Genomic DNA, 20,835 nt, shown 5'->3' on the forward strand with positions numbered 1-20,835 from the left:
CTGAATTCCACATCAAGCATCCTGTGAAGTCCATTTTCCACCTGCCAGTGATTCCTCTTATGCATAATCAGACTTGCGGCATCTTTTCCCAAAGAGGTGATAAAGTATTGTGTCTCTTTTGTTTCCTCTCCTGTTTTCTTGTTCTTGCGTACGGTGTTGAATACTCCGAAAGTCTTTATTCCCGCCCATTTCCTGTACATGCTTCCCAGCATGTATTTTTCCTGAACAGTAAAACAGTTTCTGGTTACGGTATATCCGTGAGCCTTTTCATCAACTATGGTAACATCATCATTACGGTTCTCTCTTTTTTTGAGCATATTCCAGCCGACGATTTCCTCTATCTCTTTGCGCAAAAGAAGCTGGTTGTCCTTGACTATAAGAAGATAATCAGCTCCTTTTTTGAAAATCGCCTCCGCTATTTCTCTCTGCGTACCCATGGCGTCCATTGTTATAAGGTCTCCTTTGCCAATTGACAACGATTCTATCAGTGCCTTGTCAGCCGTAATCTCATTGCTTTTTTCCGGTACACGTTCCTGTCCGAGAGAAACCTCATGGGTCACATCGTATGCACTTACAATGTGTACTCTGGCTTTTCCGCCGTCATTGTCTGCATTGTTGATTTCATTTACAATACATGATAGGATAGAAAGATTCTCCTTGCCGGCGGAGCGCATTCTTTTCCCGTCAATGGCGATGTGTCTTTTAATTGATGTGGAATAATCCGTATCCGAGACGCTTGAGGCGGAAAAGCAGCAGGCCCATTCCCTGTACAGACTTTCAAGCTTGTCCGGATTTATGATGCTGAAAAAACGCCTGAAGGTATCATGGGAAGGAGTTGATTCAAGTCCCGGGATGAATCTCCTGAAGAAATCAATCTTTATCTTTCCATAATCTGCTATTTCATTCCATGTCTGGCATTTGGCAAATACCCCTGCAAGAGTTATTAAAAAAATTGTAGAGGTAGAATGTTGGACCATACCTTGTACACGTGTATCCAAAGGCTCCATGGCCTTTGCCAAATTATCCATAATCAAGAATTTCTTTGATATTGAATCCATATTTATCTGTTTTTTATTATAAAGATAATGAAAAACATCGACACATGCAAACTAAACAATCTGATAATCAGATAAATACAAACATCAAAAACTAAATCCTGTTAAAGAAATTTTGATGCGTTTTCTCTGAGCACAAACCGGGGATGCTCTATGTCAAGGAAATCATCCGTCCCAAATATGCGCTCAAGGACAGCACCCGGCTTCCTCCCGCAGGGCAGAAAGGCGTGGAGATTGCCCCCATGCCGCTGATGCCCGTCGACAAGTGCATCGCCGACACCAGCCTGCTTGCCGAGATACTGCTTCAGAAGTATGAATATCACGTCCCGTTCTACCGGCAGATACAGCAGTACCGGCATCTTGGGATGAAAGGCCTTACGGAAAGTACGCTGGACGGATGGTTCAAAAAGACGGTGGAGCTGCTCAGGCCTCTGTATGAGGAGCTCAAGAAGGAAGTCTTTTCCTGCGACTATGTACAGGCGGACGAAACCACTGTTCCGGTCATCAACAAGGAAAAGCACAGGGCCGACAAGGAATACCTGTGGATGGTAAGGTCGGTCATGAAGAAACTGGTCATCTTCCATTACGATGAGGGATCGCGTGCCGGAGCAGTCATCGAATCCCTGACAAATCAATATCACTTCAAGGGTTATCTTCAATGCGACGGTTTTGCAGGCTATGAGACAGCCTTCAGGACCAACCCCGACGTGCGGCTGCTCAACTGCCTGGTGCATATCCGCCGTCATTTTGAACAGGCTCTGGATGAAAACCGGGAGATGGCCGAACATGGCCTGACCCAGATACAGCATATTTACCGGATTGAACACTGCTGCGATAAGGCGGGCCTGTCGTACGACGAGCGGAAGACGAAGCGCCGGGAACTGGCCGGACCTGTCATGGATGCCATGAGAGTGTGGATGGAAACGGAAGGAATCAAGTACAGCCCCAATTCCCAGATTGGGAAAGCCATCACGTATGCCTATACCCGATGGGACAACATGATGGGATGTCTGGAGGACGGACGCCTGCTCTGGGATAACAATCTGGCTGAAAATGTCATCCGGCCGATTACTCTGGGACGGAAAAATTACCTCTTCTGCGGCAACCATGAGGCGGCGGCTAATATGTCGGTGATCTGTTCCCTGCTGGCCACCTGTAAGGCACATGATGTAAACCCAAGGGATTATCTGAATGATGTCATCGCCCGAATGCCCTATTACAAAAAAGCTACTCATGAGGAACTGCTGGAACTGCTTCCACATAAATGGAAGCTGCAACATCCGGAAAGTGCATTGACAAAACAAGAGGAGGAAGCCGGCAACCGGTGCTGACTGCAACATATAGGTTCAACAAAATAATAGCGACTGCAACTATTAGGTTTATAGTGACAGTCGCTATTGTTGTATATAAAGTTCAATACCTGTAGTTTAACGAATGCTTACATAAAATATATAGATTAAAGATTATAGTTGTACCTTGGTCTTTCTAGACGTAGAGGCATGATGGTCACAAAAAATCCCCTTCCGAACTCATTCATAACGAAGCGTTCAGGAGGGGATAACTTTTTCTGTATCTAGCTGTACGGATTATTTATATTCGTCCCAGCTCTTGATTTCGATGTCGTCGATGCTCATCGTGCAGAAGGCATGGATGAAGGCACTTGCCAGACGGGCATTCGTAATCAACGGAATGTTCAGGTCGATGGCGGCACGGCGAATCTTGTAACCATTGTCGAGTTCGCCGGCAGTCAGGTCGCGCGGGATGTTGACTACCATGTCGATTTCTTTCTTGTGCAACATTTCCAGTGCCTGCGGTTTGCCTTCTTCACTCGGCCAGAATACGCGGGTGTTCTCAATGCCGTTTTCAGTCAGGAACTTGGAAGTACCACCTGTAGCGAAGATGTTGTAGCCTTTGTCCTTCAATTCCTGTGCAGCTTTCAGCATTTCCACTTTCTGCTTCGGCGTACCGGTAGACATCAGGATGTTCTTTTCCGGGATGCGGTAGCCTACGGAAAGCATGGATTTCAGAACGGCGCAAGAAGTGTCTTCACCGATACAGCCCACTTCACCGGTAGAAGCCATGTCGACACCCAATACAGGGTCGGCTTTTTGCAGACGGTTGAAGGAGAACTGGCTGGCCTTGATACCTACATAGTCGAGTTCGAAGAGGTTCTTTTCCGGCTTTTCTACCGGCAGTCCCAGCATAACTTTCGTAGCCAGTTCGATGAAGTTGATTTTCAATACTTTGCTGACAAACGGGAACGAACGGCTGGCACGCAGATTACATTCAATCACCTTGATGTCATTTTCGCGGGCAAGGAACTGGATGTTAAACGGACCGGAGATGTTCAGTTCTTTCGCAATCTGACGGCTGATGCGTTTGATGCGGCGTACGGTTTCTACGTATAGTTTCTGCGGCGGGAACTGGATAGTGGCGTCACCTGAGTGAACTCCGGCAAACTCGATGTGTTCACTGATGGCGTAGGCAACGATTTCACCATTCTGTGCCACGGCATCCATTTCTACTTCTTTGGCATGTTCGATGAACTGGCTCACTACTACCGGATGCTTCTTGGATACGTTGGCAGCCAGCTGCAGGAAGCGTTCCAGTTCTTCCTGGTTGGAGCATACGTTCATGGCAGCACCGGAAAGTACGTATGACGGACGAACCAGTACCGGGAAGCCAACTTTCTGAATGAAGGCGTTGATGTCTTCCATGGAAGTCAGTGCGCTCCATTCCGGCTGGTCTACGCCGATGCGGTCGAGCATAGCCGAGAACTTGTCGCGGTCTTCTGCGTTGTCGATGCTCTTGGCGGAAGTTCCCAAAATGTGGATGTGCTGTGCATCCAGACGGAGAGCCAGGTTGTTCGGAATCTGTCCGCCGGTAGATACAATCACACCGTGCGGGTTTTCCAGGTCGAGGATATCCATCACACGTTCGAAGGTCAGTTCGTCGAAGTACAGACGGTCGCACATATCGTAGTCGGTAGATACGGTTTCCGGGTTGTAGTTAATCATCACGGAACGGTAGCCTTCCTTGCGGATGGTGTTCAGTGCCTGTACGCCGCACCAGTCGAATTCTACGGATGAACCGATACGGTAAGCACCCGAACCGAGTACAACGATGCTCTTGTGGTCGCCCAGGTAGTGTACATCGTTGGCCACACCGCTGTAAGTCAGATACAGGTAGTTGGTCTGTGCCGGATATTCAGCGGCCAGTGTATCGATTTGTTTCACTACCGGAACGATACCTACGCTCTTACGGTGCTTGCGGATGTCGAGGATGGCATCTTCCATGTCGCCTTCGTAACCGATGGCGCGTGCCACCTGGAAGTCGGAGAATCCCTGACGTTTTGCTTTATAAAGAAGTTCGTTCGGAAGCTGTGACAGCAGTTTGTGGTTGTTGCCCCACTCGTGCAGCTCTTTGGAAGTCTGCATGATGTTCATCAGCTTGTCGAGGAACCATTTGTCAATCTTGGTAAGGTCGTGAATCTGGTCTACGGTGTAGCCGGCACGCATAGCTTTTGAGATGACGAAGATACGCTTGTCGGTCGGTTCGCGCAGTGCCTTGTCTACATCGGCAATCTGAAGTTCCTTGTTTTCTACGAAACCGTGCATGCCCTGACCAATCATACGCAGACCCTTCTGGATGGCTTCTTCGAAAGTACGTCCGATGGCCATGACTTCACCTACTGACTTCATGCTGGAACCCAGCTCGCGGTCTACGCCGTGGAACTTGCCCAAGTCCCAACGAGGAATCTTACATACCACGTAGTCCAGTGCCGGCTCGAAGAAGGCTGAAGTGGTCTTTGTGACAGAGTTCTTCAGGTCGAACAATCCGTAACCCAGACCCAGTTTGGCAGCGACGAAAGCCAGCGGATAACCGGTTGCTTTAGATGCCAGGGCAGAAGAACGGCTCAGACGGGCGTTTACCTCAATCACGCGGTAGTCTTCCGATTCCGGGTCGAAAGCATACTGCACGTTACATTCACCCACGATACCGATGTGGCGGATGATGCGGATGGCCAGTTCACGAAGTTTGTGGTATTCGCTGTTGGTCAGTGTCTGTGAAGGTGCGATAACGATACTTTCACCGGTGTGGATACCCAATGGGTCGAAGTTTTCCATGTTGCAGACCGTGATACAGTTGTCGAAACGGTCGCGCACAACTTCGTATTCTACTTCCTTCCAGCCTTTCAAGCTCTTTTCTACCAATACCTGCGGGGAGAAAGAGAAGGCTTTTTCGGCCAGTACGTTCAGTTCTTCTTCGTTGTCGCAGAAGCCGGAGCCCAGACCTCCCAGTGCGTATGCTGCACGGATGATGACCGGATAGCCCAGTTCCTTGGCAGCACGGCGGGCGTCTTCGATGTTTTCTACCGCTTCACTCTTGATGGTCTTTACGTGGATTTCATCCAGTTTCTCTACGAACAGCTCACGGTCTTCCGTATCCATGATGGCCTGTACCGGAGTACCGAGTACGCGAGCATTGTATTTTTCGAATACACCTGCCTTGTAAAGAGCTACACCGCAGTTCAGGGCTGTCTGTCCACCGAACGACAGCAGCACACCGTCGGGACGTTCCTTGGCGATGACTTTCTCTACGAAATAAGGAGTGACGGGCAGGAAGTAAATTTTGTCGGCCACACCTTCCGAGGTCTGCACGGTGGCGATGTTCGGGTTGATCAGGATGGTTTCGATACCTTCTTCCTTCAAGGCTTTCAGGGCCTGTGAGCCGGAGTAGTCGAATTCACCTGCTTCACCGATTTTCAGGGCTCCTGAACCTAACAGCAATACTTTCTTTATATTTTCTTTCATTGTCTTCTTTGTTTTAATGGATTACAGCAACTTTACAAATTCGTCGAACAGGAATTCTGTATCGGTCGGACCGCTGGCAGCTTCTGGGTGGAACTGTGCAGAGAACCAAGGGTTCTTCTTGTGGCGGATACCTTCGTTGGAGCCGTCGTTCATGTTGATGAAGAGCGGTTCCCAGTCGGCTCCCAGTGTGTTGTTGTCCACTGCATAACCGTGGTTCTGTGAGGTGATGAAGCATTTGTCTGTGCCCACCAGACGTACCGGCTGGTTATGGCTGCGGTGTCCGTACTTCAGTTTGTAGATTTTAGCGCCTCCTGCCTTTGAAAGCAACTGGTTACCCATACAGATTCCGAAGATAGGAAGTTTTTCGTTCTGCATGGCTTTGCGGATGTTCTGTACAGCCGCATCGCAGGTGTCAGGGTCGCCCGGACCGTTGGAGATGAACAGACCGTCGAATTGCAGGGAGTTGAAGTCGTAGTCCCAAGGCACGCGGATTACTTCTACGTCGCGCTTGAGCAGGCAACGGATGATGTTTGATTTCACGCCGCAGTCTACGAGCACTACTTTTTTCTTGCCTTCGCCTTCATTGTAGCGGATGATTTCTTTGCAGGAAACTTTGTCTACGTAGTTTACGCCGGCATAAGTGGCTTCAGGGATGTTGTCCGGTTCATCGTCGAACACGATTTTTCCCATCATCACACCATGTTCACGCAGCACCTTGGTCAGTTCGCGTGTGTCGATGCCCGTGATACCTGGAATCTGTTCACGCTTCAGCCAGTCGGCCAGGCTTTCTACTGCATTCCAGTGGGAATACTTTTCGCTGTAGTCGCTCACGATAATCGCTTCGGCATGGATTTTTTCGCTTTCCATGAAAGTGGGCAGTCCGTTTGCTTCGAACGTGAACGGAGGCACGCCGTAGTTACCGACCAGCGGATAGGTCAGTGTCATCAACTGACCGGCATACGAAGGGTCGGTCAAGCTTTCAGGGTATCCGGTCATTGCCGTGTTGAACACCACTTCACCGGCTACCGGTTTCTCATAGCCGAACGACTTGCCATGAAAGCGGCTCCCGTCGTCGAGGATTAATGTTACATTTCTCATCACCTTATTACAAATAATCTTATATATCTTGTATTATTATTCTCTTGCATTCGTATATACGAAAAAACGCCCGGATTTGCCGAAAAGCAATTCCGGGTGTATATAAAGGGAAACTCAAATATTCAGGGAAAAAATGACATGAAGAAAAAAAAGAATGGCTTCCGGCATTCATCCAGTCCGCCGGAACTCCGAATATGTGTGTATTCTTTCTATGTCTTAACCAGTAATCCATCAAGCTCTTTTGTCACGTCATAATTCGGAGTGCAAATATACACATTTCTGTTCAAATGAAAGGACGATTGTCGAAAGTTTTTACAAAAATATTTCTTTCTTTTCTTTTGATGACTGGAGAATGGTGCGGGTGGAAGGTATTTATGTGGAAAGTGGGGGAGTGAGAATTCGGAAAAAGCCTGGTGAAGATTGGGTAGGAAAGAAAGGTGAAAGTGCAAGGAATAGCGTAAAAAGTGGGTTTCATGGGCTTCTGAAATGATTTTTTTTGAAAAAAAACTGCTTTTTGTTTGGCAGGTTCCAAGAAAACTGTAATTTTGCAACCGTTTTCAACGAAACACGTTGCCGAAATAACTCAGTTGGTAGAGTAACTCATTCGTAATGAGTAAGTCGCGGGTTCGAGTCCCGCTTTCGGCTCCGAGTGAAAGCCGCTTAATTACAACGAATTAGGAGGCTTTTTTATTTTCTTTCCCCAGATTCGGGGCAATGTAACGGGGCTCAACGTAAAGCATTGAAGAATTTATTTTAAAAGGTCAAAGAAATATATTGCCATTCTTTCATTGTTTTTTATGTTTCTCAGGTGGAGAACGTACGTTTTCCATGCGAGAGACGTAGGTTTCAGCTTCGGGAAACATAGGTTTCATGCATGGGAAACCTACACATTTTCTTTCTTTTTTGAGATTATTCTCTTTTCGTTTTCTGGTTATCATGTTGGCACGCTGATTCATGCAAGGGATTGTCGGTTGTAAAAAGTCTTTATGGGGAAACTTTTTTGTTGTCCGATAATTGTATACCTTTGGGCATGTTAAAACAGAATTTTATGAAATAAACCAATACGAAATAAAAATGAAAAGAAATGTAAGATTGTGTGGATGTATGCTGGCGGGACTGATGTGTGCATGGAATGTAACTTTTGCACAATGCCCTGTGAGTGGAGATTATTCCAAGTATATTAATTGGACATTGGGAAAGTCATGGAGCAACGGATTCAAGGCCATGCCAGATGTGTGTACTAATCTGAAGGAATTTTATAGTCAGTATCATAAGAACAAGGCTCAGTGGGATGCGGCTTTCCAATGGCTGGCACAAACCGATTTGGAGCATATTCCAGCAGGAAAGCACGACATACCCGGTACAACGTTGTCGGTTTCGGTAGAGGACAGTGCCAACAAGCCCTTGGACAAGTGTGGCTCTGAATCGCATTATCATCACATCGACTTGCAATACGTAGTAAAGGGAACGGAACGTTTCGGACTGCTTGATCATGATTCTTCTTATCCTAATCAGGCATACAAACCCGATTTTATGGGCTATACTTATGAGGTGGAGAAAACAATGTTTATTGATTCTACTCCTGGACGCTTCTTTTTGTTTTTCCCCAGTGACTGGCATATTGCCAAGGTGCAGACAGAGAAAGAATCACAGGAAATTCGTGTTGTAGTGATCAAACTGGACTATGTGAAATAATTGAAGGAAACAAATACTTTGCTTTTTTTGATTTGATGCAGCATCATCTTCTATCCGTTTATCGGAGCATGAAGATGGTGCTTTATTTGTTAATTCACTTTTCTTTTAAATTAATTAACTGTTTGTTTGAAAAACTATTACGATAGTTTCGTAGATTTGCGAAAAATTCGTAGAAAACCTAATTCGATATGGAAAAGCTAACTTATCAGGAAGAAGAGGCCATGCGCTTCATCTGGCATTTGGGCCCGTGTTTCGTGAAAGAAATCGTGGCCCGTTATGACGAGCCGAAACCGCCTTACACCACGGTGGCCTCGATTGTGAACAACCTGAAACGGAAGGGCTACCTGAAGGCCGAGAAGTTTGGGAACACTTACCGCTATACGCCGCTGGTGGGGAAGGAGGAATATACCCGCAACTCAGTGGGCAACCTCGTGCGCAACTATTTCGCCAACTCTTACAAGGAGATGGTGTCGTTCTTCGCCAAGGAGCAAAAAATCTCCAAGGACGAGCTGAACGAGATTATCGACCTGATTGAGAAGCGGAAAGACAAATAGAGTATTTCAGAATTATATTTACTCACCTTTTAAAATTCTTTTTATTATGCTATATCTTCTTCAAGTCAATTTCGGACTGGTCCTGTTTTACGCCTTGTACAAGCTGGTATGTACGCGGGACACCTTTTTCCGTTCCAGAAGATTCATTCTGCTGCTGGCATTGGTGTTGCCTTTCGTGTTGCCGCTGGTCGACGTGCGGGAATGGCTGGAAAGTCGTGACAGCCTGATTATGCTGACGCATTTCGACTATTCGGTAGTGTTGCCGGAAATTGTGGTGGGAAGTGAAGCGGCGGAAGCGGGAAACGGCGTGTGGGTGTTGTCCGATTGGGTGAAATACCTGTACCTCGCCGGAGTGCTGGTGCTGTCCGTTCGATTCCTCGTGCAAGCGTGCAGTCTGTGGCATCTGATCTTGCGTACGCCGGAGAAGACGATAAACGGCATCCGTGTGAAATGCTTGAATGGCTCGTCCGGACCCTTCTCTTTCTTCGGGTGGATTTTCCTGAATCCGGCGACGGTGAAGGGAGACGAACTGGACGAAATCCTGACACACGAGATGGCGCACGTAAAGCAACGGCATTCCGTCGATGTGCTTCTTGCCGAAATGGTCAGTATCTGCTGCTGGATGAACCCTTTTGCCTGGCTGCTGAAACGGGAAGTCCGGCTCAATCTGGAGTTCCTGGCCGACAAGAGAGTCGTGGAAGCGGGATTCGCCACCAAGAGTTATCAATATCATCTGCTTGGGTTGGCCTACAGCCACAAGTATGGATTATCCAATAATTTCAATTTCTCTCATCTTAAAAAACGTATCATTATGATGAACAAGAAAAAATCAAACGGAACAGGGCGTATTAAATATGCACTGTTCATGGTTCCGGCCTTTGCTCTACTCGTTGCCGGAAACACCTCCTGCTCGCAGGGAGCATCCGAAAAACAGGATGCCAAAGAAGAAACCGTCGCACCGGATTCAGTAGCGGCTCTTACTGACAGTGTGGCAAAGGACGAAGTGTTTATGGTAGCGGAACAGATGCCTGAATTTCCGGGAGGGATGAAGGAATTGTTGAAATTTCTTCAAGACAATGTGAAATATCCGGAAAGTGCCATGAAGAAAAATGTGCAGGGACGGGTAATTGTGCAGTTCGTAGTGGAAAAAGACGGAACCCCTACCGAGTTCAATGTGGGTCGTTCTGTGGACCCGGATTTGGATGCGGAAGCTTTGCGCGTGCTGAAGACCATGCCTAAGTGGAAACCGGGCATGCAGAGGGGAGAGGTCGTGAGAGTGAAATTCACTGTGCCTGTTGCGTTCAAGCTTCAGTAATTTGCTTTTTTGAGTCCGCTTTCAAATGGGTTTTACGTATGCTTTATGTACTTCTGAGAGAAGTTGAAAGGAAGAAACCGCATTTGAAAGCGGGCTCATTTTTATAAAAATATAATACCATGAAAATTACCGCAATATTATTTTCCTCTATCTTATTGGCCTTGCCGGGTTACGGACAAAATAGAGAGACGGACTATCTGTCGCATGTGCTGGAGAAAATGAATGCCGTGGAATCGGTGACCTATCATTGTGTGATAAAGTCATGGGAACCGGGAGACAAAGAGCCGGTGTACAATGTGCCAATAGAAATTTATGAGCATGTGAATCCGCAGGATACGGCTGTGGGTTATTCTTTCTTGTGTGCCTCGGATAAGGAATTCAGGCAGCCGCTTTGGGTATATGACGGAACTGTGTTTGCTTATATAGAGAAAGAGGAAAAAGAAGTACGGATAGATGATTTCACTCAGAAAAGTTCCCTTCCGTTCAGAGTTATTATGCCGCAAGCTTTTGGTTGCATGAAATCCGTTCTTGAGTATGCATTGAACACCCAGGATAGCATAGTCCTCAGCTTGAAGGATGAGGGGAAAGATTATCTGATGGAATTAAGTATCCATACACCGTATCAGGTGGAGTTCTTTGGTAAGGCCTGTTACATGCCGCAGAATCCGTATGTATATGATCCGACATCTATCTACAAAATCTGGATTTCAAAAGAAGATGACATGCCTTTTCGTTATCGCAGGGAGATGCAGCACAGCATCAGTGAGGGGATTTGTTCCGATTTTGTGTATAATCCTGCAGGAAAGGGAAAAATTGTGGCGGAAGATTATTATCCGGCAGACTATGTGCGGCGTATAAAAGGAGAGAAGTCTCAGAAGGCGACTGTGGATATGATGGGTAAAAAAGCTCCAGACTGGACGCTTACTGACATGAACGGTCAGAAGGTTTCTTTAAGCGGTATAAAGTCGAAGGTCATCTTGTTGCAGTTCACGGGGATAGGCTGCGGACCGTGCAAGATTTCAGTTCCTTTCTTGAACAGGTTGAGAAAAGAATATGCGGTAAATGAACTTGAAGTGCTGGCTGTAGAAACGTGGGGACGGTCGAAATCATCTTGTGAAGTGTATGTGAAAAACCAGGGAATAGAATACGGTTTTCTGACTGCCGATAAGGATACAATTGCTAAACTTATAAATGATTATCAGGCTGGTAATGGAGTTCCGCAGTTTTATTTGATAGGTAAAGACCGCACGATAATTGCAAAGTTTCAAGGCTATGCAGAGAAGACAACGGACGAGGAGATAGAAAAGAAGATAAAAGCGAACTTGTAGATCCGAAAATCGTATTCTTCCAATACCTTGCATTTTCTGTAGATTTTTCTATACATTTGCAGCCGTACATTTATAAACAAAAATAAGACACAATGAAAAATCTAAGAAACATGCTGGCAGCCGGTCTGTTCATGGCCGGAATTTGCTTTACCGCCGGCGCACAGACACAGATTCCGCTGGAAAACTTTTTCAAGAACCCGGAAAAGATAGACTATCAGGTATCGCCCGACGGGACCTACTTTTCATTCATGGCTCCCTACGAGAACCGCATGAACCTTTTTGTACAGAAAATCGGATCGGACACTACCATCCGCATCACATCTGAAACGGAACGTGACATCGCCGCAAGCATGTGGGCCGGCAATAACCGCATCCTTTTCGTCAAGGATACGGGAGGCGACGAGAATTACCAGCTCTATGGCGTGAACATCGACGGTTCTGACCTGAAATCGTACACCAATTTCCCGAAAGTGAGAACCAATATTATCGACCCGCTGGAAAAAATCGATTCACTGGTCATCATCGGCATGAACAAACGTAACCCTCAGGTATTTGACCCGTATCGCCTGAACCTGAACACAGGAGAATTGACCTTGTTGGCCGAGAACCCAGGCAATATACAGGGATGGATGACCGACCACGACGGCAAGCTGCGTGTAGCCATTGCCATAGTAGATGGGGTCAATAAGCAGATACTATACCGTGAAACGGAAGACCAGCCGTTCCAAGCGGTATTGACCACCAACTTTAAGGAAACCGTCGGTTTTGCCGTCTTTACGCCCGACAACAAGATGGTCTATGCACTGACCAACGTCGGACGCGACAAGACCGCACTGGTCCTGATGGATCCGGAAACCTGCGAAGAGAAGGAGGTCCTGTACATGAACGACAAGTACGACATCTCGGGCTTCAGCTACTCCGAAAAGAAGAACCGGCTGACAGTAGTAGCCTGTGAAGGGCACAAGGACATGATCCGCCACTATTTCGACAAAGAGGAAGAAGGGATACGTCATAAACTGGAAGCACAGCTTCCGGGCTATAACGTCAGTATCACCAGCCAGAGCAGAGACGAGAATATCCGCCTGATCCATGCCGGCAATGACCGCACATACGGAAGCTACTACCTCTATAATGTAAAGGAAAACAAGCTCACCAAGGTGGCCGACATAGCGCCCTGGATTAAAGAAGAGGAAATGTGCGCCATGAACCCGATTACCTATACCAGCCGTGACGGACTGACCATAGAAGGTTACCTGACTCTGCCGAAAGGTTATACCATGGAAAATGCAAAGAACTTGCCGGTTGTGGTCAATCCGCATGGAGGACCGTGGGCACGCGATTCCTGGGGATACAATCCGGAAGTACAGTTCCTTGCTAGCCGTGGCTATGCCGTACTGCAGATGAACTTCCGCGCCTCAACCGGATACGGACGCAAGTTTACTGAACTGGGCTACAAGCAATGGGGACAGACCATGCAGAATGACATTACCGACGGAGTAGAATGGCTGATCAAGAAAGGGATAGCCGACCCGAAGCGGGTGGCCATCTATGGAGCAAGCTATGGAGGTTACGCTACCCTGGCAGGAGTGACCTTTACTCCCGACCTGTATGCCTGCGCCGTCGATTACGTAGGAGTGTCCAATTTGCTTTCATTCATGAATACGATTCCTCCCTACTGGAAACCGTTGCTCGACATGATGCACGAAATGGTGGGCGACCCCGCAACCGACAAAGAAATGATGGAAAAATACTCGCCTGTATTCCATGTAGACCAGATTAAGGCTCCGCTGTTCATCGCCCAGGGTGCAAACGACCCGCGCGTCAACAAAGCCGAATCTGACCAGATGGTAGAAGCCTTGAAGAAACGAGGTGTGGAAGTGGAATACATGGTAAAGGAAAATGAAGGACACGGATTCTATAATGAAGAGAACAAGTTCGACTTCTACCGTGCCATGGAGAAATTCCTTGACAAGCATCTGAAATAAACACTTCAGCCTGATTGTTATTAAACCGGATTCTCCAAAATCCTTGCATTTTCTGTAGATTTTTATATACATTTGCAGCCGTACATTTAAACAAAGAGAAAACAGATGCATCGTATCGCTTCCTATTCGCGCAAAGTCATGCTTCGGTTCCGCCGTTGGAGCCGGAAGGAATATGCTGCGTTCGTGAGCCTGCATCGCCACGTCACCATCGGACAGGTGGGACGGGGAATTGCGGATGCCTCACTGGGTAAGCAGAAAGCGACCGTGCGCACGGGAGCGAAAAGTGCGGTGACCTCATGGACCAGTGTGGTGGAGGAGGAGTGGCCGCTGGGAGGCGGAACGACCGGATGGGAAGGAGCACTGGCAGGGATTGGTGTGCCCGAACGACAGGGACAGTCCTGCAGACAAAGGGATGAGGTGCCTGCTTCTTTTTGTACGACGATGAGATTTGAAACAAGCATACCGAAAGGGGTGTACTCGTTCGCGACTCAGTCTGACAGACGTAGCCGTAACGGGTACACTCCTTCTTTTTTATGAATAAATACGTATGGAAAGATTACAGAAACTGGAAGAGAAAATAAAAGAAGGACAGGTGCTGACTGCCGAAGAGGCTTTGTGGCTGTTGGAAGAAGCACCTTTTGACGCATTGTGTGAAACGGCCCACCGCATCACGGAGGCATACGCTTCGCGGAAGTTTGACATGTGTTCCATCATCAATGCCAAGTCGGGACGTTGCCCGGAAAACTGCAAGTGGTGCGCCCAGTCGGCACATCATCACACGGGCGTGGAGGAATACGGACTGGTGAGCGAAGAAGAATGTTTGCGTCAGGCACAGATGAACGAGCACCAGGGGGTATCGCGCTTTTCGCTGGTGACCAGCGGACGTCGGCCTTCGGCGGGAGAAATAGAAAAGTTGTGCGCGCATTTTGAATACCTGCGGGCACACAGCGGCATCAAGTTATGTGCATCTTTGGGGCTGGCCACGGAGGAACAGCTTGCGGCGTTGCACCGTGCGGGGGTGAGCCGTTATCATTGCAATCTGGAGACGGCGCCTTCGTTTTTCCCGAACCTGTGCTCCACGCATACCCAAGCCCAGAAGATAGATACGTTGCAGGCAGCTCGCCGGGTGGGCATGGACGTGTGCAGCGGAGGCATCATCGGCATGGGAGAAACACCTGCCCAGCGGGTGGAACTGGCGCTGACCTTGCGGGAACTGGAGGTGCAGTCTATCCCGTTGAACCTGTTGCAGCCCATCAAGGGAACACCGCTGGAACATGCGAAACCGCTGACAGCGGAAGAGGTGTTGCGCACGGTGGCCATGTTCCGCATGGTGAACCCGACAGCTTTCCTCCGTTTTGCCGGAGGACGTTCGCAGCTGAGTGAGGAGACGGTGGACCGTGCTTTGTATGTGGGCATCAATTCGGCCATTGTGGGTGATTTGCTGACTACTCTCGGTTCCAAAGTATCAAAAGACAAAGAACGTATAAAAGGAGCAGGATATGAATTGTGAGAAACTGTTTGACGAATTTGACCGGGACCACCTGTGGCACCCGTACACTTCGACCTCAAATCCGTTGCCTACTTACAAGGTGGAACGGGCAGAGGGCTGTACGCTGACCTTGGCCGACGGCACGGAGCTGATTGACGGCATGTCGTCGTGGTGGTGTGCCGTACATGGATACAATCATCCGGTATTGAACCGGGCGGTGGAGGAACAGCTCCACCGGATGTCGCACGTGATGTTCGGGGGACTGACCCACGAACCGGCCATCGAACTGGGAAAGGAATTGTTGAAAATCGTGCCTCCCAGCATGGAGTATATTTTTTATGCAGACAGTGGGTCGGTGGCTGTGGAGGTGGCCTTGAAGATGGCGGTGCAGTATCAGTTTGCAGCCGGCCATCCGGAGAAGAACAACTTCGTGACCATTCGCTCGGGCTACCACGGCGATACGTGGAACGCCATGTCGGTGTGCGACCCGGTGACGGGCATGCACAGCCTGTTCGGTTCGGCCCTTCCGGTACGCTATTTCGTGCCAGCTCCGCAGTGCCGTTTCGGCGCGGAATGGGACGAGAAAGACATCGAGCCGTTGCGGGAAGTCATCACGCAGCACCATGGCGAGCTGGCGGCCCTGATTCTGGAACCGATCGTACAGGGAGCCGGAGGGATGCGTTTCTACCATCCACAGTATTTGCGGGAGGCGGCACGCCTCTGCCGGGAACACGGCATGCTCCTGATTTTTGACGAGATTGCCACGGGTTTCGGGCGTACGGGCAAGCTCTTTGCATGGGAACATGCGCAGGTGGAACCGGACATCATGTGCATCGGCAAGGCACTGACCGGAGGATACATGACCTTCTCGGCGGTGTTGGCTTCGGCAAAGGTGGCCGACTGTATTTCTTCCAAGGAACCGCGTGCCTTCATGCATGGGCCTACGTTCATGGGCAATCCGCTGGCGTGTGCTGTGGCACTGGCTTCTGTCCGGCTGTTGTTGTCGTCTGGTTGGCAGGAGAAGGTGCGCCGCATTGAGGCACAGTTGAAAGAGGAATTGGCGCCGGCGGTTGCGTTGCCGCAGGTGGCTGACGTCCGGGTACTGGGAGCCATCGGGGTGATTGAGACCAAGAAGCCGGTCGACATGGGCTGGATGCAGCGGCGGTTTGTGGAAGAAGGTATCTGGGTACGTCCGTTCGGACGGCTGGCCTACATCATGCCGCCTTTCATCATCCGTCCGGAGCAGCTGACCAAGCTGACGAGCGGTTTGTGTAAGATTGTGGGCGAAATGCCGGAATAAAAACAAAGGAGGAACATCATGGAAAATGAAATACAATCCGGACCGGACAGGGATTTCCTGCTGGAACTGGACAAGCTGGAGGCGTGCGGCAACCTGCGCGTGTTGCCGGAAACCTGCTGTGACGGGAAATGGATTGAAGCCGGCGGACGGCGGATGCTGAATCTGTCATCGAACGATTACCTGGGACTGGCTTCGGACAAGGCGTTGCGCGAGGAATTTCTGCGGACGGTGAAGGAGAGGGACTTGTGCTTTTCTTCCTCGTCTTCACGGTTGCTGACGGGCAACTTCCCGGCTTATCGGGAATTGGAAACGTTGCTGGTTTCGCTCTTCGGGGCGGAGAGTGCACTGGTGTTCAGCAGCGGGTATCACATGAACACGGGGATTCTGCCGGCGGTGACCGATGCGAATACCCTGATTCTGGCCGACAAGCTGGTGCATGCGAGTCTGATTGACGGCATCCGTCTGTCGGCAGCCAAGTGCATCCGCTACCGCCATCAGGACTATGCACAGCTGGAGAATCTGCTGGCCAAGTATCACGGTTCGTATCACCGGATTGTCATCGTGACGGAAAGTGTGTTTAGCATGGACGGTGATGTGGCTTCGCTCGACCGACTGGTGGCACTGAAGCACTGTTACGACCACGTGATGCTGTATGTGGACGAGGCGCATGGCATTGCGGTGCGAGGGGCGCATGGACTGGGGGTGGCCGAGGAACAAGGCTGCCTGAAGGACATCGATTTCCTGTGCGGCACCTTCGGCAAGGCGATGGCTTCCGTCGGGGCGTATGTGGTGTGCCGGAAGGTGATTCGCGATTATCTGGTGAACCGGATGCGGACGTTGATTTTCACCACGGCATTGCCTCCTGTCAACGTGGCTTGGACGCGGTTTGTCTTGTCGCGGTTGGAGGAGATGCAGGCACGGCGGGAGCACCTGGCACAGATTTCAGCGCGTCTGCGGGAGGCTGTCCGTGAAAGCGGGGCCGATTGCCCGTCGGAAAGCCACATCATTCCCTTGGTGGTAGGAGCCAACGAGAAGGCCATCTGGAAGGCACTGCAGATGCAGGAACACGGCTTCTATGTGTTGCCCGTGCGTCCGCCTACGGTGCCTGAAGGGACGGCACGGTTGCGTTTCTCGCTGACCGCGCTGATTGAAGCGGACGAAGTGGCGCGTTTGTGTCACGAATTGAAGGAATGAATCGGAAAGAATTGAAGGAATGAAACAACTGTTTATCAAGAAGGAAGGAAACCCGGTGTTGCTGCTTTTCTTTGCGGGCTGGGGTTCGGACGAAAACCTGTTTGGCAGTCCGGTGCCGGAAGGGTGCGATTACTTGCTGTGTTTTGATTACAAGAATATGGACTTTGACTACAGCCTGCTGGACGCCTATCAGGAGATACGGGTCCTGGCCTGGTCCATGGGCGTATGGGTGGCTTGCCAGACGTTGACCGGGAAGGATTATCCCTACGGGATGAGGCTGGCCGTGAACGGAACACCTTATCCCATTCACGATACGAAAGGGATTCCGGAAGCCATCTTCCGGGGAACGCTGGAGAATTTCTCGGAACCGGTGCTGGTACGTTTCCGGCGGCGGATTTGCGGGTCGGCAGCGCAGGTGAAAGTTTTTCTGGCACATCATCCTTACCGGACATTAGAAGATTTGCATCAGGAACTGGCAGACGAATGGACGATGGTGAAGGCCCTTCCGGTGTGGGAGTGGGACTGGGACAAGGCGATTGTCGGGACCTCGGACAAGATTTTCCCGCCGCAGAACCAGCGGGAAGCTTGGCAAGGCGTACCGGTAGAAGAAAAGGACGTGGAACACTATGACGAGGAACTGTTCCGGCAGTTGCTAAGCGGAGAAAGTAGTTTATGGACAAGACCCTGATCAGTCGGCGTTTTGCGAAGGCCGTGGGCACTTACCTGGACAAAGCCGACGTGCAGCGTTACGTGGCGTCGCGGATGGCAGAACTGACGGGCCGTTATATCCCGGAAGACGTACAGGAACGGGTGCTGGAGATTGGTTGCGGCACGGGCATGTTCACGCGGATGTACCTGAAACAGGCAACTCCGGAAGAGATGTGGCTGAACGACCTTTGTCCGGAGGTAAAACCCTATCTGGCCGATGTGTTGGGCGAGAAGGTGCATTTTGTGGCGAAGGATGCGGAGACGCTGGCTTTTCCCGGAGGGCAGGACCTGATTGTGTCGTGCTCGGCGGTGCAGTGGTTCGATGATTTGCCGCGCTTCTTTTCGGGGTGTCGGAGGCTGCTGCACGAAGGAGGCTACCTGGCTTTCAGTACCTTCGGCCCTCACAACACGGAGGAGGTGGCCACGCTGGCTTCGGCAGGGCTTTCGTATCCGTCGTTGGAGGCACTGCGGGAGATGCTGGCCGCCCGTTACGAGGTGGTATATGCCCATGAGGAGCAGTTGCGCCTGTCGTTTGCTTCTCCGCTGGAGGTGTTGCGGCACCTGAAAGAGACGGGAGTGACGGGCACGGCAGCACAGGCCTGGACACGAGGCAGGCTGCAGGAGTTCTGCCGGAATTATACCGAACGGTTTTCGGATGAGCGGGGCAGGGTGTATCTTACCTTTCATCCCATTTATATGATATGTAGAAAATAAAATACTAAAAGCGATACGGAAATGAAAAAAAATGTATATTTTGTGAGTGGCATCGACACGAACATCGGAAAGAGTTATGCCACAGCTTATTTGGCCAAGACATGGAACGAGCGGGGTATCCGCACCATTACGGAAAAACTGATTCAGACGGGTAATATGGACCTGTCGGAAGACATCGAGTTGCACCGTCGGATTATGGGTACAGGCTTGTTGCCGGAGGATAAGGAACGGCTGACGATGCCGGAGATTTTTTCTTATCCCTGCTCTCCGCACCTGGCTGCAGAGATTGACAAGCGTCCGATTGACTTCGACAAGATTGAACGGGCTACGCAGACGTTGAGTGAGCGTTACGACGCGGTGTTGTTGGAAGGGGCCGGGGGACTGATGGTGCCTTTGACGCGCGAATTGCTGACCATTGACTACGTGGCACAGAAACAGTATCCGCTGGTGTTCGTGACTTCCGGACGACTGGGAAGCATCAACCATACGTTGCTGAGCCTGGAGGCGATGAGCCGCCGGGGCATCCGTCTGCATACGCTGGCCTACAATCTCTTCCCGGAGGAAGACGATGAGATTATCCGTCGGGATACGGAGGAATACATGCGCGATTTGCTGAAACGGGAATATCCGGAAGCAGAGTTCGTGGTGATTCCGTTTTTAGGTAATAAATAAAAGAAAGAAAGTGAAACAGGGGTATTATCACCTGCTGGCCATTTTGGTGGTCGCAGTGTGGGGATTGACGTATATCTCCACCAAGGTGCTGATTCAGCATGGACTGCATCCGCACGAGATTTTTTTCTATCGTTTTCTGATTGCTTATGCAGGTGTTTGGGTGATTTCCCCCCGTCGTTTGCTGGCTAATAGTTGGAGGGATGAAGGTTTGCTACTTTTAGGCGGCTTCTTTGGAGGTGCGCTTTACTTCTATACGGAAAATACGGCATTGGGAATTACGCAGGTTTCGAATGTGGCTTTTCTGTTGTGTACAGCTCCCTTGATGACGGCATTGCTTTCATCAGTTCTCTACAAAGAGGAACGACTGACCCGCCGGTTGCTGGGCGGATCGGCACTGGCTCTGTGTGGAGTGGCTTTGATTGTGTTTGAGAAACAACACGGAGTACAAGTTTCCCCGTGGGGCGATTTGCTGACCTTGTGTGCAGCTTTCTCGTGGGCGTGCTATAGTTTGGTGATTCGTCAGCTTTCAGGTCGTTATCCGGTGTCGTTCATCACTCGGAAAGTGTTTTTCTATGGGATAATCACTATCCTGCCGCTATTTGGAATTTATCATTTCCGGTTGAATGCGGGGATTTTGGTGCAGCCGTCAGTTTGGATGAATCTGTTGTTCTTGGCATTGGTAGCCTCGCTGGTCTGCTTTGTGGTTTGGAACGTGGCTCTGAAGAAGATAGGAGTGGTACGTACTTCCAACTATATCTACTTGGGGCCGTTGGTCACGCTGGCCGCTTCCATGTGTATATTGGGAGAAAAACTAAGTCTTTGTGCAATTGTGGGATCGGCCTGCATCTTGTGCGGGGTATACTGGGCAGAAAAGAAACATTGAGTCTTCCGGTTTTGAGATTGACAAGTTTAGG

Annotated in this window: 17 protein-coding genes and 1 tRNA gene; 15 read left to right on the top strand and 3 right to left on the bottom strand. The window is 49.8% G+C overall.

The window, feature by feature from the left end:
* Positions 1-1,058 (bottom strand): ISAs1 family transposase (locus OCV81_RS08835; RefSeq protein WP_148329709.1); only part of this gene is annotated, 1,058 nt, incomplete at its 3' end.
* A gap of 143 nt (positions 1,059-1,201) precedes the next feature.
* On the opposite strand from OCV81_RS08835, the gene tnpC reads away from it, so the two are divergent.
* Complete coding sequence (gene tnpC, locus OCV81_RS08840) at positions 1,202-2,386, top strand: IS66 family transposase (RefSeq protein ID WP_262640293.1); 1,185 nt, start codon at positions 1,202-1,204, stop codon at positions 2,384-2,386.
* Between the two features lie 255 nt (positions 2,387-2,641).
* Here tnpC and carB read toward each other — a convergent pair whose 3' ends face one another.
* On the bottom strand, positions 2,642-5,869 hold the full coding sequence (carB, locus tag OCV81_RS08845; protein WP_148329710.1) for a carbamoyl-phosphate synthase (glutamine-hydrolyzing) large subunit: 3,228 nt from the start codon (positions 5,867-5,869) through the stop codon (positions 2,642-2,644).
* 21 nt (positions 5,870-5,890) lie between these two features.
* The gene (gene carA / locus OCV81_RS08850) at positions 5,891-6,967 is read right to left on the bottom strand and encodes a glutamine-hydrolyzing carbamoyl-phosphate synthase small subunit (protein ID WP_072542872.1); all 1,077 of its coding nucleotides are present in this window, start codon (positions 6,965-6,967) and stop codon (positions 5,891-5,893) included.
* Positions 6,968-7,539: 572 nt separating this feature from the next.
* On the opposite strand from carA, the gene OCV81_RS08855 reads away from it, so the two are divergent.
* From OCV81_RS08855 to OCV81_RS08920, 14 genes are all read left to right on the top strand, one after another.
* Positions 7,540-7,612, top strand: a tRNA-Thr gene (locus OCV81_RS08855).
* 429 nt (positions 7,613-8,041) lie between these two features.
* On the top strand, positions 8,042-8,662 hold the full coding sequence (locus OCV81_RS08860; RefSeq protein WP_148329711.1) for a YhcH/YjgK/YiaL family protein: 621 nt from the start codon (positions 8,042-8,044) through the stop codon (positions 8,660-8,662).
* 188 nt (positions 8,663-8,850) lie between these two features.
* A complete protein-coding gene (locus tag OCV81_RS08865; RefSeq protein ID WP_148329712.1) occupies positions 8,851-9,216 on the top strand; it encodes a BlaI/MecI/CopY family transcriptional regulator in 366 nt (121 codons plus the stop codon).
* A 46-nt stretch (positions 9,217-9,262) separates the two neighbouring features.
* Positions 9,263-10,531 (top strand): M56 family metallopeptidase, encoded by a 1,269-nt coding sequence (locus OCV81_RS08870; protein ID WP_148329713.1) that lies wholly within the window; start codon positions 9,263-9,265, stop codon positions 10,529-10,531.
* A gap of 119 nt (positions 10,532-10,650) precedes the next feature.
* A complete protein-coding gene (locus tag OCV81_RS08875; RefSeq protein WP_148329714.1) occupies positions 10,651-11,859 on the top strand; it encodes a TlpA family protein disulfide reductase in 1,209 nt (402 codons plus the stop codon).
* Positions 11,860-11,951: 92 nt separating this feature from the next.
* A complete protein-coding gene (locus tag OCV81_RS08880) occupies positions 11,952-13,844 on the top strand; it encodes a S9 family peptidase (protein ID WP_148329715.1) in 1,893 nt (630 codons plus the stop codon).
* A 105-nt stretch (positions 13,845-13,949) separates the two neighbouring features.
* On the top strand, positions 13,950-14,381 hold the full coding sequence (locus OCV81_RS08885; RefSeq protein WP_148329716.1) for a hypothetical protein: 432 nt from the start codon (positions 13,950-13,952) through the stop codon (positions 14,379-14,381).
* Between the two features lie 10 nt (positions 14,382-14,391).
* Positions 14,392-15,354, top strand: a complete 963-nt coding sequence (gene bioB, locus OCV81_RS08890; RefSeq protein ID WP_148329717.1) for a biotin synthase BioB — start codon at positions 14,392-14,394, stop codon at positions 15,352-15,354.
* Positions 15,344-16,633 (top strand): adenosylmethionine--8-amino-7-oxononanoate transaminase, encoded by a 1,290-nt coding sequence (gene bioA / locus OCV81_RS08895; RefSeq protein WP_148329718.1) that lies wholly within the window; start codon positions 15,344-15,346, stop codon positions 16,631-16,633. The genes bioB and bioA overlap by 11 nt, the downstream gene beginning before the upstream one ends.
* A gap of 18 nt (positions 16,634-16,651) precedes the next feature.
* Complete coding sequence (locus tag OCV81_RS08900; RefSeq protein ID WP_148329719.1) at positions 16,652-17,827, top strand: aminotransferase class I/II-fold pyridoxal phosphate-dependent enzyme; 1,176 nt, start codon at positions 16,652-16,654, stop codon at positions 17,825-17,827.
* A 19-nt stretch (positions 17,828-17,846) separates the two neighbouring features.
* Positions 17,847-18,515, top strand: coding sequence for a DUF452 family protein (locus OCV81_RS08905; RefSeq protein WP_148329720.1), 669 nt, complete (start codon positions 17,847-17,849; stop codon positions 18,513-18,515).
* Complete coding sequence (gene bioC, locus OCV81_RS08910; protein WP_148329721.1) at positions 18,500-19,249, top strand: malonyl-ACP O-methyltransferase BioC; 750 nt, start codon at positions 18,500-18,502, stop codon at positions 19,247-19,249. The genes OCV81_RS08905 and bioC overlap by 16 nt, the downstream gene beginning before the upstream one ends.
* Positions 19,250-19,270: 21 nt before the next feature.
* Positions 19,271-19,921 carry a dethiobiotin synthase gene (bioD, locus tag OCV81_RS08915; protein ID WP_148329722.1) on the top strand — a complete coding sequence of 217 codons (651 nt, stop codon included), beginning with the start codon at positions 19,271-19,273 and terminating at the stop codon, positions 19,919-19,921.
* Positions 19,922-19,931: 10 nt separating this feature from the next.
* The gene (locus OCV81_RS08920; RefSeq protein WP_148329723.1) at positions 19,932-20,804 is read left to right on the top strand and encodes a DMT family transporter; all 873 of its coding nucleotides are present in this window, start codon (positions 19,932-19,934) and stop codon (positions 20,802-20,804) included.
* Positions 20,805-20,835 lie beyond the last annotated feature (31 nt).

It is taken from the genome of Phocaeicola fibrisolvens (assembly GCF_025567125.1).
In the GTDB taxonomy this organism is placed as follows: Bacteria; Bacteroidota; Bacteroidia; order Bacteroidales; family Bacteroidaceae; genus Phocaeicola; species Phocaeicola fibrisolvens.

Bases quoted from the DNA above. Each gene is read 5' to 3' on its own strand.
- tnpC (WP_262640293.1), top strand. From the start codon at position 1,202: ATGCTCTATGTCAAGGAAATCATCCGTCCCAAATATGCGCTCAAGGAC.
- carB (WP_148329710.1), bottom strand. From the start codon at position 5,869: ATGAAAGAAAATATAAAGAAAGTATTGCTGTTAGGTTCAGGAGCCCTG.
- carA (WP_072542872.1), bottom strand. From the start codon at position 6,967: ATGAGAAATGTAACATTAATCCTCGACGACGGGAGCCGCTTTCATGGC.
- OCV81_RS08860 (WP_148329711.1), top strand. From the start codon at position 8,042: ATGAAAAGAAATGTAAGATTGTGTGGATGTATGCTGGCGGGACTGATG.
- OCV81_RS08865 (WP_148329712.1), top strand. From the start codon at position 8,851: ATGGAAAAGCTAACTTATCAGGAAGAAGAGGCCATGCGCTTCATCTGG.
- OCV81_RS08870 (WP_148329713.1), top strand. From the start codon at position 9,263: ATGCTATATCTTCTTCAAGTCAATTTCGGACTGGTCCTGTTTTACGCC.
- OCV81_RS08875 (WP_148329714.1), top strand. From the start codon at position 10,651: ATGAAAATTACCGCAATATTATTTTCCTCTATCTTATTGGCCTTGCCG.
- OCV81_RS08880 (WP_148329715.1), top strand. From the start codon at position 11,952: ATGAAAAATCTAAGAAACATGCTGGCAGCCGGTCTGTTCATGGCCGGA.
- OCV81_RS08885 (WP_148329716.1), top strand. From the start codon at position 13,950: ATGCATCGTATCGCTTCCTATTCGCGCAAAGTCATGCTTCGGTTCCGC.
- bioB (WP_148329717.1), top strand. From the start codon at position 14,392: ATGGAAAGATTACAGAAACTGGAAGAGAAAATAAAAGAAGGACAGGTG.
- bioA (WP_148329718.1), top strand. From the start codon at position 15,344: ATGAATTGTGAGAAACTGTTTGACGAATTTGACCGGGACCACCTGTGG.
- OCV81_RS08900 (WP_148329719.1), top strand. From the start codon at position 16,652: ATGGAAAATGAAATACAATCCGGACCGGACAGGGATTTCCTGCTGGAA.
- OCV81_RS08905 (WP_148329720.1), top strand. From the start codon at position 17,847: ATGAAACAACTGTTTATCAAGAAGGAAGGAAACCCGGTGTTGCTGCTT.
- bioC (WP_148329721.1), top strand. From the start codon at position 18,500: ATGGACAAGACCCTGATCAGTCGGCGTTTTGCGAAGGCCGTGGGCACT.
- bioD (WP_148329722.1), top strand. From the start codon at position 19,271: ATGAAAAAAAATGTATATTTTGTGAGTGGCATCGACACGAACATCGGA.